Raw genomic sequence first — 11,836 nt, 5'->3', positions numbered from 1 at the left:
GCCTTGGGTCAATGGGTTCAAGTTAGATATTACCAAATATTTTCTTCCCATAAATGGCAACATTATTTTGTAAATTTTTGGAATTTTATGGTTGTTTTTTTCTTTTTTATATTGCATAATATCTATTAAAGGATCCATTTTGTTTTGGAGGGAAGCCGCTATGTCCAATGATGAGTTTCAGACTATCGTGCTTCGTGAAATCAGAGAAATGAAGAAAGACATTTCTCAACGATTCGACGGTATCGACCAACGATTCGATGCTATTGATCAACGATTCGTCGGTATCGACCAACGACTAGACGGTATTGACCAACGATTCGACGGTATTGACCAACGACTAGATTCCATGGATCAACGACTCGGTAAGGTTGAACATAAACTGGATGTTGTTGTTGAGCAAACAGCCGGACTGATGGAATTTCGGACAGAGACCAATCATAAATTAGACAAGATCTCAGATGACCAAAAATCGATTATCCAGGTACTTGGCGAACATGAAATTTCTATCAGATCCCTGCAGAGAAGGCCCGTATAAAACAAAGTCTCAATAACAAATCATATTGATATTAAAATCCCACGGATTCAAAACCCGTGGGATTTATTTATTATTGCGCTGCGTTTATTGTCTATAGCTATTCCTGCTATCTTTAGCTATCTTTTGTCATTGCCATTACTTTTGTCTGTTACGTCACAAAACCAAGCCCTCACCATCCGAAGCCTATCTGCATATGCTGTAATTAGACTCATAATGAAAGGGCGGATGGGCGATATGGATAATCCGGCCACCGAACGCACGCCGCTTATCATAGCGGCTGAAATAAAGATGATAACCTACCAGACCAAAAAAATCCTGCTTACCAGCGCCATTGAAATCGGCCGTCATTTGCAGGAAGCCAAGGTCATGCTCAAACACGGGGAATGGATTAAGTGGCTGGAAGAGTCTGTGAACTATTCTCGCCGAACTGCCTCCAGGCTGATAAATATCTACGAAGAGTATGGGTCTAGCTTCCCTGAACGATCCGACAGCTCAAATGGGACACCAGTGTCCCATTTGACTTACACCCAGGCTCTCCTCTTACTGGGTTTACCGGCAGAGGAGCGGGAGGAATTCATCACGCACAATGACGTCGGCAGTATGACGAAACAGGAGCTGCAGCAGGCTCTGAAAGACAGAGATCAGGCCAATCAAGCGAAGGAGCAGGCGCTTCAGGAGAATCAGCTACTTAAAAAAGGGCTGGAGACGATCGATAGCACCATCTTCGAATTAAAAAAGGAGCACGCTAAGGCTGCATCAAGGCCAACAAATCCGGAAAATGTCAATGCAGAAGCGCAATCTGCCAACAATGCCTCCTCTAACGGTAACGACCCCTCTGCAACAACGGCCCCTTTTACCCACAACCTTAAAACCGAACATGACCCGGACGTTCACATCAAGTATGTAGAGAAATGCGACGCTTGCTGCAAAACGATCGCCGATACCTTCTTCGATCTGACGACAGCGCTCACCAATTTGGCGCATATCGATCCGAACCTGAAAGAAGAAAAAAGAAAAGAAGCCAACCGGCTGATTGAATACATGGCAGAGACGATTAAAGAGTGGCCGCCCCCTAAGAAGCCGCTTAGAGTTAATTCCTGATTTTTTTGGGGAACCTTTGGACAAGCCAAGCATAGTATATACAAGACAGCAAGTAAGCTGTCCAATAAAAGAGAAAGGAGATGATTGGAATGGCCGTTGTTTCAGCACCATCCGGCGCCGCTCTGGTATTGATTTATCAGACCGGAGTCAGCACCTCCGGTGCTCCGATAACCAAACAGCGAACCCTTAACAATATTGTTTACAATGCTTCGAATCAAGCTGTCTATGAGGCGGCTCACGCCTTCTTCGGTCTGTCGGAATATACGCTGCTTGACGTTTACTTCAGAAGAACGGATGAATTGACAAACGAAGCGTAAAGCGGAGGGCAATTTCAGGCGTCAAGGAGGTGATTCAATTGGCTGTGACCACCAACCGAACGGCAAGATTAACTTTCGTAACCGCCGGAGGGAACACGTTTTCCCTGACAGTTCCCCAACCGCGGGAGGATATTCAGCTGGCTGAAGCCATGGACGTTATGAACTCGCTTATCGCAGGCGGGATATTCCTCACAGCAAACGGCGCGCTTACAGGGATAAAGGATATAAAGGTCATCGAAACAACGACCAATGACCTTTATGATCCTCCACAAGTGTAAGCGGGCAGCACCGGCATTAGAGATTAAGAGAGGGGGCGGGCCGACGGCAATCAGGATTTGCCGGCGGCCTCGCCCCCTCTCTTCTTTTGCCTGATCACTGTTAATAATATTATATGAACCTTAGCTAAGTTTGAACTATAAAAAATTCAAAAAATAGTACATGTCATTTCCTAACCCTTCTGTTATGATTGATAGCTGATTTCAAAAGACGCGTTCTTCTCCTTGTAATCCACAAAACAGACAGCCCTGGCACTTTGTCTGCCTGATAGCTGTCTGTTTCTTCTAAGGAGGTATTTAATGTGATTTGAATGATTCTCAGTTATCGAAAATATAAAGTCCTATCTTTTTCCTTGCCCTTTACCGTTATTCCCGTTATTTGAAGAGGTATTTATGACCGTGTTCTGAACGGTCTGTGCATCGACTTTTGTTTCATCCGAAGTAGACTGGTCATCGGCTGTGGCATTCTGATCGTCTGCAACTGTTGCATCCTGTTCGTCCCCTGCTTCCAGGCTATCTTCCTGGTCGCTCACGGCTTGTTCCCTAATGGTTTTCTTGTATTCCTTCATAATTTTGGCTTGCTCTTTCAAGGCTTCCTTCGTTTCTTTGTTCGTCTCTACTTTGATTTTCTGAACATCTTTTCTGAGGTCCTGCATGTCATTTTTATATGCTTGAGCCTGTGTTACTTTTTCCAGAGCGGCTGCGATGGCAGCCTCATCACCTGAAGCACGGGCCTGTCCCAATTCCGCCTTGGCTGCTGCAAATTCCTGCACAGCTTCAGCATAGGCTACTTTCGCAGCCACATAAGCTTTCATGGCAATGGTGTTCTGAACTTCGGCTTGGATGATATTCTGCATGATTTCGGCCTGTTCTTCTGTCAGACCTCCGGTGATTTTAAGGACGATCTTGTCGGCATCACTTTGGACAAGTTCAATGCTGGCGAGTAGATTGCTGATGACGGTATTTTCTTCTGTGTCAACTGCCGCCGTTTCATCCGTGGCTGTCTCATCAGTAGTTGTTACTTCGATGGAAGCTGCAGTGGTTTCTTCGGCAGTGGTAGTATCTGTACCCGTAGTATTCGTTCCGTCAGCTGCTTCGGTATCTTCAATGATCTGTTGAACCTGAAAGTTGGCTTTCTTTATCGTATCCGAGTAGGCTTGCAGAACCTGTTCCATCAAATCCAGCTGGTTTTCCTCGGACATGATTTCCGCTTCGGCCAGCCTCTCATTGGCAAACTCAACGAGCAGTTCCGCTCTTCCTTCATCAGAGAAAGTCACAGCAACCTGGACACTTTCGATCATCTGTTCGATTGAATAGAGCCAGCTGTCCGGCGTTACACCGGCTTCATCTTCAACAGCTACCTCATTCGTCGGATCTGTTGCCGTGGAATCCGTTACGCTAGGGTCAGTTGGCGTAGTATCCACTGTGGTTGAATCTGTGGCGGTTGGATCAGCAAAAACACAAGAAGGTGCGACCGCAATAATTAAAAGGACACAGAGAATCGAAACCAGAATCTTTTTATGGATCATTCTATCTACCCCTTTCGGTAACCCGGCTGTCATAACCTTGCGGCTTTAGACCCGTGGCTTTGCGTCTCCGTCTTTCGACGGATTTGCCATTATCGTTTTGGCTGTGGTCATTATAGTATAGATATTTTAGAAGTTCAATGTTTTGGGTCCTTTTTCAGACCAATGGGGTACAAAAAATGAGACTTTCGTCTCATAAAAAGCATGGAAGCTTTTAGAAACAAAGAAGTGCCCTTACGGACACTTCTGTAAATGCTTGACATTGGTGGATTAACAAGACGAATTTATTTACAAAGTCATGAGATCTTCAATCTGTTTCTCCAGGCTCGTACTGATTGACGAACTGTTGCCGACGATACTGGCTCTGGCGATATAGCCGCGGTTGTAGGTCAAGAAATACTGCAGCGATGACGGTAGATAGTTCTGCGGAACGGCTACGATGATTGCGTCATTTTTAGCGGCGAGGGCGGCTGCCAGAAGGGCATCGGCTTTTGGTTTCCCGGAGGTCACGTCTTTGGAAGAAGCAAGGGCAGAACAAAAATAGATTTGGGACTGATCCGTGAAAAGGCTCCTCAAAATCGCCCATTCAGTAGCGTAGCGGTCAGTACCTCCCAGCCGTTCGACGACATAGTTCTTGTTCAGCGCAGATTCTACGGAAGAGCTGATGACACTTTCTCCGCCGAGAAGGATAACTTTAGATGGATTAAGGCTCAAAAGCTGTGCTTGGGTCACAGCCGGAATTTTATCTTTGTCCGTAAGCAAAATCGGATAACCTTTAGCTGCGGCAAAGGTACTTGCTGCCAAGGCATCCGGTTCACCCTGACCATAGGCTAAATAGATTGTATTGGCAGAACCTATCCACGAAGCAATATTAACGGAAGTTTCATAGCGGTTCGACCCGCTGATCCGGCTGACTGTATAGCCCGCAGTCTGAAGCGCTGTTTCAATGTTCTGGGATATTGCACTGTATCCGCCGATTATGATAACTTTTGTTGCACCTAAAGCGGATATCTGCGACGATATTCTGCTATCCAACTGTGATGACGGATTCATCAGGATTGGTGCATCATATTTTTTAGATAATGGTACCGAAGCTAAGGCATCCGCCAGACTATCGTCGCGCGTGACAATTACGGTGGAGGCGGATGACCATCCTGCTTCGGCAACGCTGATTGATAAGTCCTGATTGTTACTAGCAGAGCCCCCGATTCGTACATCCTGAGAATAAGAAGCTCCTGCCACGAGAGTTCCGATTTCATATCCGTTGAACAAAAACTTAATTGTTCCTTCTTTACTAGGTGTTACATAAACAGAGTAAGTCCCATCTAAGGCTGTTGTACAGCTTATTGTATTGTCTATCCCTGCATCGCTGCCGTCCAGGGTGATCGTTTTTTTTGCAAGCAATTTTCCATTATTGTCTTTCAATGTTCCGGTAATTAAAGATTTTTTATATTTTAGCGCATCACCGGTTATTGTGATCACGGGTTTGGATACGGTCAATACCCCCACAGCGTAATACCCGCTACTGTCATAAAGATAGAGATAATAGATGCCGGTTGTATTGAACGTTACATTGTTAAGCGTATAATTCCCACTGCTTCCGGAAGCGGAATAATATCCGATGTTATTACCGCTTGTATCAGTACTATAAGCTGTGATATTTCCGGAAAAACTTCCCCCGTTGAGATTATACAGATATAGTTTTATGTTTGTGGTCTCACCGATAAGTATATTACTGTCACTGGATGTCTGGAAAGCTAAACCGCCTAATTCCGTACCGGTAATCACAGCAAAAGCCTGTATGTTTCCAGAGAAAGTCAGGGTCAGAATTATAAAAAGAACAGTCACGCTCTGAATTATTGCTTTCCTTTTACTTCTCTTACTTTTGCTTCGTAACCTGACATCTCCCATCCCTGAATTTCCTGCTTCGGTATTACCTTTCCTCACCCATCCAGGACTTAAGTTCGGTCTTCTCCTATTCTTTATATCCATCATGTCTATTAATTGCTCCTCTCTGCTTATTCATACCTTAGCGCATCAATCGGATTAAGGGATGAAGCCTTTTTTGCCGGAAAGACACCGAAGACGATCCCGATCAAAGCTGAGAAGGTGAAGGCCAAGATAACGGAAAACATGGACACCTTGGTCGTCATACCGACAACCTTGGATACGCCAAGTGAACCTCCCCAGCCCAGTAATATCCCGATGATGCCCCCCATGACACTCAATATGACCGCTTCTATCAGAAATTGCAGCAGAATATCCGTCTCCTGCGCCCCGATTGCTTTCCGGATCCCAATCTCCCGTGTCCGCTCCGTTACGGAAACAAGCATGATATTCATGATGCCGATTCCGCCGACGATCAAGGAAATCGCCGCGATCCCTCCGAGAAGCATGGACAGCGTCTGGGTAACTGATTGCATGGTCTCCAATACTGTTGCCTGATTGGTAGTGGAAAAATCATCCTCATCACTCGCGCTGAGTTTATGTGCAGAGCGCAGCAGCGTTGTAATCTCACTTTGCGCTTTGGTCATCACATCCGGGGAAGCCGCCTGAACAAAAATCTGCCGGATAGACTCACTTCCGGTCAGCCGAAGCTGTGCTGTCGTAATCGGCATCAAGATCATATCGTCGCTATTGGAAAAACCTGAGGAACCTTCACTGGCTGTGACTCCAATGACCTGAAACGGAATGTTGTTGATCTTGACGGTCTTGCCAATAATACTGTAATCCAGCGTCCCCAGTAGGCCTTCCACGACTGTCGGGCCGAGAACCACAACGCGTTTATACTGGTTCATCTCCTGCTCGGTAAAAAATCTGCCCGCACTTAATGATGTGTTCCGTACATCAAGATAGGTAACTGTCGTACCGTATATATTTGTCTGGGTATTGCCGCTTGCATAGATTACCTGCGCGTTCGTCGAGGCTACCGGGGCAACAGCTTTAATGTAGGTTCCCTTTTCCGCTAACAAAGTGGCATCGCTCATTTTGAGTGTCGCTGCGCTACCCATTCCTCCCCGGACTCCGCCGGAATTGGACTGACCTGCCGTTATCGTCAACAGATTGGATCCTAATCCTTCAATTTTGGATGTAACAGATGCCGAAGCACCGCTGCCAATTGCGACCATGGCAATCACGGCACCAACCCCAATAATGATACCCAGCATGGTCAGTATGGATCGAACTTTATTGACCCGGATCGCCCTGATGGCGATACGGATGCTTTCTAAGATGTTCATCAGCCGGTCTCCTCCTGCGTATCGATTCGGGATGGGGATGCTTTCCTCGGATTGGCTACAGCCTCATCCTTTTCAATCCTTCCATCCTTGAACCGGACGATCCTGCGGGTATACGCCGCAATATCCGGCTCATGTGTCACAATCACGATCGTATTTCCTTTTACATGCAGTTCCTGAAAAATCGCCATAACTTCCTCGCTGGAACGGCTGTCCAAATTACCCGTCGGCTCATCTGCCAGAATAACGGATGGATTCGTTACCAACGCCCGGGCGATCGCCACCCGCTGCTGCTGTCCGCCGGAGAGTTCCTGGGGCTTATGATGGATCCGGTCCCCAAGACCGACTGACTTCAACGCCTCGATCGAACGGTCCTTCCGTTCTTCTCTGCCGACTCCCGCATAAATCAGGGGCAATTCGACGTTTTCCAAAGCGCTCGTTCGCGCCAGCAGGTTGAAGCCCTGAAAGACAAACCCCAGTTTTCGATTCCGGATCGTCGCCAGCTCTCTTTTTGAGGCATGGGAAACGTCGATCCCGTCGAGGTAATATTCCCCTTCTGTCGGCGTATCCAAACATCCCAGCATATTCATCGTCGTCGATTTGCCGGAGCCGGACGGACCCATGATGGCCACAAATTCCCCTTGGGAAATCGTCAGCTCGATACCGCGTAGAGCTGCCACTTGAACATCACCCGTCTGATAGATTTTTTTTATCCCTTTAAGCGTAATCAATGCCCGTAAACCTTCCTCTCCGCATGCTTCTTATTGTCCTGGGCCTCCGGACGGCGGTCCGCCATTACCTCCTCCGGTAAGGCTGCCTAACCCGCCCATACCTTGCGAACGGTAACTCTTGCTTGAACTTGAACTGCTTGAGGAAGTACTGCTTGTTGACGTCGCAGTGACAGTACGAATGATCACGGTCTGGCCTTCGGTTAAGCCGCTCTTGACTTCGACGTTTGTCCCGTCGTCCAAGCCGATCGTGATTTGCACAAATTTATAGTTGCCACTCGTTCCAGCGGATTTATTTCCAGTACTGCTACCGGTAGTATTTGAAGGCATACTCGACCGGTTGCTGCTTGTGTTATTCCCATTTCGGGGTCCTGACGGCATCTGACTGCTTCCCTGCGCCGCATTTTGGCTTCCTAAAGAAGCATTATTCTGTAAACCAGAAGTCGTATTCTTTGATGTTCCTTGCGAAGACGCCTGGTCAGTCGGAACCAACACACCGGTTACCCCATTCCGGGTAATAACGGCTTCACTGGGAATAATCAGAACATCCTTAGCTTCATCGGTCACGATCGAAACATTCACACTCATCTGATCCCGCAGGATATCCGACAGTTTATCCACCTTGATGGTGATGCCATAGGTTACAACGTTTTGATTGTTAGTCCCGGCGAGAGAAACGGTTTCAACCGTGCCGTCAATAACGGTATTGGCATCGGTATCCAGAGTCAGACTTGCCTTTTGTCCGACTTTGAGCTCGGTGATCTCGGTTTGATCGACCGAGGCCGACACCTTAAAATTTTGGGGATTGGAGACGAGTATCATTACGGTGCTTTGGCTGTTGACTGTCTGATACGGATCGACCGAGCAGGAAACGATCGTCCCATCTTCCGGCGCTTTCAAGATGGCATCGTCCAAATTCTGTTGAGTCGTCATCAGATCTGTCTGACTTTTTGTCAGTGCCGCTTTAGCCGAAAGATAATCGCTGCCGGCACCTTTCTCATAGTCACTTACGGCTTCTTTAGCTGCCTCGTATTGATCCTTGGCAACTTCCAGGTCTTTGGCCGCTCCGCCGTTTTTCTTATTTAGAGCATCCGCAAGCGCCAGCTGGGCCTGACTAAGTGCTGCCTGAAGCTGGTATGTATCGGTTTCCCCGGAGCCCTGCGCTTCTGCCAACTTTTGACTGGCTTCTTTTACATTTAGCTCTGCTAAATAGTATTGGTTTTCCAGATAGTTTGGATCTGCTTTTTGTTGTGCCGTCAATAAGCTGCTTTCTGCTGAAACGAGACTCGATTTGAGTTTTCTTCCCAAATCACCGAGCGTTTGACTATAGTTGGCCTGAGCCGAAGCATAATTTTCCTGAGCCTCTTTCAGTTGTTGCTCTAATGTAGTCGTATCCAGACTGGCTAATGGGTCACCCTTTTTCACCACATCTCCGGTCTTCACATAAATTTCCTGTATGGTGCCGCTGACTTCGAATGAAAGCGGCATTGATTGGGAAAATTCAGCCGTTCCGGTCGCGGTAACCATTTGTTGTACAGTTCCCTTTATCACTGTCGCTGTCTTAATCGTTATATTGGCAGCTGCGGTCGTGTTGGATTTGAATAGAAAAACCTTTGCGGCGATCATGGCGACAATGACGACCCCGATGATAATCCATGTCCTCTTCCTGATCTTTTTCAGCCGGTCGATGCTTAACCGTATCCCCTTTTTATCTGGTTTAGAATCCGGCATCTGACGGTCTGCGTTTGTTTTGAGTGGCTTAAAATTCAATTGCATTTTCCGGTCTCCTTTTTTGCCGATTCAACACAGTGTCTTGTCTATCATGACACTGCCATTATAACAATCACGGGAGCCGGAGATTTTAAGAAGATGTCAAGAATTGATGTTATTTTTGACGCGAAGCCAAACCGTAAAGCAGCTTCCTTCACTTAAGCGGCTGCTGACTGTCAGATCTCCGCCATGAGCACGGATAAATTCCCGGGCGATAGCGAGACCAAGTCCCGTTCCGCCGGAATTCCGGTCACGTGCCGTATCCACCCGGTAAAAGCGGTCAAAGACCCTGGAAAGGTCAATTTCCGGGATACCTTCACCACTGTCGGTGATCCCAATAGACAACCTCTTCTCTTCAGTATCGTTTTTATCCCGGGACTCTAATTTAAAATTAATCCGCAGAAAACCGCCTTCCCTGCTATGGCGTATTGCGTTGTCGATTAAGTTTACAAAAACCTGCGTCAGGCGATCCGGATCTCCGTACACCGGCAATGACTCCCCGGTGATTTCCATCCTAAGATTTTTTTCTTCAAGCGCTATCGCAAAATGATCCAAAATCCGTAAAATCATATTCCGGATATCGATTTCCTGAATATAGAGCGGCAGTTTACCTGCTTCGGCCAACGTCAGCTGCTGGAGATCGCGCACGAGTCTGGTCATACGAATGACCTCATCCTGAATCGGCAAGATGGTTTCCGGTGATGCAGCCGCAACGCCTTCCTGGATGGACTCCAGTTTCCCGGAAATCACGGTCAGGGGCGTCCGAAGTTCATGGGCGATATCCGCAACCATATTGCTTCTTATTTCTTCATATTGGGCAAGCTTGACTGTCATCTCATTAAAGGCTTCCGTCAACGCTTTGATGTCTCCCCCACCCTTTTCTTCGGGGTTAATTCGTATGGACAGCTGTCCCTGGCCCACACTGGTTACTGCCTGAGTCAACTGCTTTAAGGGTTCCGTCATCCGACGGGTCAAAATTATTCCTAACAGGAGCGCGACGAGCAACGTAACGAACATACTGATCAGCATGGCTCTCATGATCGAGCTGACCAAAGTACGTGAGAAAAAATCACTGCGGGTCAAAAAATTATCTTCCAAAAAGAAATACCCTATTGTTTGACTATTGACTTGTAACGGTACTAGTTTGCCCCTTATTTCTGCACCGTTGGGTATGTCCGCAATCGATTTGCCGATTTCCGGTTCCGCACCCGCTGTAGCTTTGTATGCCGTATCAAAAACCCAGATCCGCAAGTTTCCCCGCGGCGGGCCGCCTTTGCTGTCCGGATCGTGCAACATGGTTTGTATTTGGGATTGGACGCCTTCCCAGGAGGCATTTTTCTCATAATAGGAAATCAAGGCGATCTCCCACTGGGCAGCTAAACCCTGTTGGATATAACTCACGGAACGGTCCAACAACTTGTTGAAAGAAAATAAGGAGATTCCTCCGGCGATAACCGCCATGAATACAACCATACCCACGAGAGCCAGAATAAATTTGCGCCGCAGTGTCACTTTTCATCCCCCATCCGGTAGCCGATTCCAAATACAGTTTGAATATAACTGGGCTCACTTATGGTATCTTCGATCTTTTTCCGCAAATTGAAAATATGTGTGTCCACAGAACGTTCATAATAGAGATATTCCTCTCCCATCGCCTGATTTAGCAGCTGCAGGCGGCTGTAAGGAACCCCTGGATGCGACGCCAGCAAGCAAAGAATCTTGAATTCGGTTGGAGTCAAAATGACCTCGACATTACGCTTCCAGATTCGATGCGCTTTCATATCGATCTTTAAATCGCGGTGGGTGATGATCAGGGATGCATCCTGACCTGGCGACACACGGCGCAGTACAGTTTTAATACGTGCCACCAGCTCCCTGAGGCCAAATGGTTTAACGATATAATCGTCCGCTCCATATTCCAGACCGAGAACCCGGTCGGTCTCTTCGGCTTTTGCCGTCAACATAATAATAGGGATTGAACTTTCATGCCTTATTTCCTTGCACAGCTCCAGCCCATTCATTTCCGGAAGCATCCAATCCAGGATGATCAGATCTGGACTTTCTGTCGCGATCAACTTTCTGGCAGCGATCCCGTCAAACGCTATCACTGTCCGATAATCTTCACTTTTAAGATAATTTTCAATCACGCTGACAATCGCGGGTTGATCGTCGACTATCAGGATCTTAGCTCCCATGATCGCAGCACCGTCCTTCAGTACATAACATTTCTTTAACTATACTGCATATTTCTGATAAATGCCTGACATCACCTGTCAAGATTTTATAAAGATTTAAAATAAAACCAAAAGGCAGCTGTCATGAGCTGCCCCGTCGATTCAATATGCCGG

The 11,836-nt window shown here is 47.1% G+C and carries 11 protein-coding genes and 1 riboswitch; of the genes, 4 read left to right on the top strand and 7 right to left on the bottom strand.

The genetic code is table 11. The annotated features are described in order from the left end of the window. Nucleotides 1-139: 139 nt before the first annotated feature. The 4 genes from A7D23_RS14160 (at nucleotide 140) to A7D23_RS14145 (ending at nucleotide 2,231) form a co-directional block, all read left to right on the top strand. Nucleotides 140-535, top strand: a complete 396-nt coding sequence (locus A7D23_RS14160) for a hypothetical protein (RefSeq protein WP_141690684.1) — start codon at nucleotides 140-142, stop codon at nucleotides 533-535. A 234-nt stretch (nucleotides 536-769) separates the two neighbouring features. Then, nucleotides 770-1,636 (top strand): DUF3102 domain-containing protein, encoded by an 867-nt coding sequence (locus tag A7D23_RS14155; protein ID WP_068884189.1) that lies wholly within the window; start codon nucleotides 770-772, stop codon nucleotides 1,634-1,636. Nucleotides 1,637-1,725: 89 nt separating this feature from the next. Then, on the top strand, nucleotides 1,726-1,953 hold the full coding sequence (locus A7D23_RS14150; protein WP_068884187.1) for a DUF1659 domain-containing protein: 228 nt from the start codon (nucleotides 1,726-1,728) through the stop codon (nucleotides 1,951-1,953). 38 nt (nucleotides 1,954-1,991) lie between these two features. Next, a complete protein-coding gene (locus A7D23_RS14145; RefSeq protein WP_068884185.1) occupies nucleotides 1,992-2,231 on the top strand; it encodes a DUF2922 domain-containing protein in 240 nt (79 codons plus the stop codon). 338 nt (nucleotides 2,232-2,569) lie between these two features. On the opposite strand, the gene A7D23_RS14140 is transcribed toward A7D23_RS14145, so the two are convergent. The 7 genes from A7D23_RS14140 to A7D23_RS14110 form a co-directional block, all read right to left on the bottom strand. After that, entirely contained in the window at nucleotides 2,570-3,757 is a 1,188-nt protein-coding gene (locus A7D23_RS14140) for a DUF5667 domain-containing protein (protein WP_068884183.1), read from the bottom strand. A gap of 13 nt (nucleotides 3,758-3,770) precedes the next feature. After that, nucleotides 3,771-3,855, bottom strand: a riboswitch (cyclic di-GMP riboswitch). Nucleotides 3,856-4,042: 187 nt separating this feature from the next. Further along, the gene (locus A7D23_RS14135; RefSeq protein WP_083221939.1) at nucleotides 4,043-5,749 is read right to left on the bottom strand and encodes a cell wall-binding repeat-containing protein; all 1,707 of its coding nucleotides are present in this window, start codon (nucleotides 5,747-5,749) and stop codon (nucleotides 4,043-4,045) included. 23 nt (nucleotides 5,750-5,772) lie between these two features. Continuing rightward, complete coding sequence (locus A7D23_RS14130; RefSeq protein ID WP_068884181.1) at nucleotides 5,773-6,993, bottom strand: ABC transporter permease; 1,221 nt, start codon at nucleotides 6,991-6,993, stop codon at nucleotides 5,773-5,775. Then, nucleotides 6,993-7,721 (bottom strand): ABC transporter ATP-binding protein, encoded by a 729-nt coding sequence (locus A7D23_RS14125; protein ID WP_068884179.1) that lies wholly within the window; start codon nucleotides 7,719-7,721, stop codon nucleotides 6,993-6,995. Before A7D23_RS14125 ends, A7D23_RS14130 begins: the two co-directional genes overlap by 1 nt. 30 nt (nucleotides 7,722-7,751) lie before the next feature. Then, on the bottom strand, nucleotides 7,752-9,494 hold the full coding sequence (locus A7D23_RS14120) for an HlyD family efflux transporter periplasmic adaptor subunit (protein ID WP_083221938.1): 1,743 nt from the start codon (nucleotides 9,492-9,494) through the stop codon (nucleotides 7,752-7,754). A gap of 96 nt (nucleotides 9,495-9,590) precedes the next feature. Beyond that, the gene (locus A7D23_RS14115; protein ID WP_068884177.1) at nucleotides 9,591-11,000 is read right to left on the bottom strand and encodes an ATP-binding protein; all 1,410 of its coding nucleotides are present in this window, start codon (nucleotides 10,998-11,000) and stop codon (nucleotides 9,591-9,593) included. Further along, nucleotides 10,997-11,683: a response regulator transcription factor gene (locus A7D23_RS14110; protein WP_068884175.1), complete on the bottom strand. Its 687-nt coding sequence runs from the start codon at nucleotides 11,681-11,683 to the stop codon at nucleotides 10,997-10,999. Before A7D23_RS14110 ends, A7D23_RS14115 begins: the two co-directional genes overlap by 4 nt. Between the last annotated feature and the right edge of the window lie 153 nt (nucleotides 11,684-11,836).

Origin of the sequence: Dehalobacter sp. TeCB1 (assembly GCF_001707455.1) — a bacterium.
In the GTDB taxonomy this organism is placed as follows: domain Bacteria; phylum Bacillota; class Desulfitobacteriia; order Desulfitobacteriales; family Syntrophobotulaceae; genus Dehalobacter; species Dehalobacter restrictus.
This window is presented reverse-complemented; position numbering and strand designations above follow the sequence as displayed.

What these genes read in the sequence shown, in the direction of transcription:
- A7D23_RS14155 (WP_068884189.1), top strand. Translation starts at nt 770, where the DNA reads ATGGATAATCCGGCCACCGAACGCACGCCGCTTATCATAGCGGCTGAA.
- A7D23_RS14150 (WP_068884187.1), top strand. Translation starts at nt 1,726, where the DNA reads ATGGCCGTTGTTTCAGCACCATCCGGCGCCGCTCTGGTATTGATTTAT.
- A7D23_RS14140 (WP_068884183.1), bottom strand. Translation starts at nt 3,757, where the DNA reads ATGATCCATAAAAAGATTCTGGTTTCGATTCTCTGTGTCCTTTTAATT.
- A7D23_RS14135 (WP_083221939.1), bottom strand. Translation starts at nt 5,749, where the DNA reads ATGATGGATATAAAGAATAGGAGAAGACCGAACTTAAGTCCTGGATGG.
- A7D23_RS14130 (WP_068884181.1), bottom strand. Translation starts at nt 6,993, where the DNA reads ATGAACATCTTAGAAAGCATCCGTATCGCCATCAGGGCGATCCGGGTC.
- A7D23_RS14120 (WP_083221938.1), bottom strand. Translation starts at nt 9,494, where the DNA reads ATGCAATTGAATTTTAAGCCACTCAAAACAAACGCAGACCGTCAGATG.
- A7D23_RS14110 (WP_068884175.1), bottom strand. Translation starts at nt 11,683, where the DNA reads ATGGGAGCTAAGATCCTGATAGTCGACGATCAACCCGCGATTGTCAGC.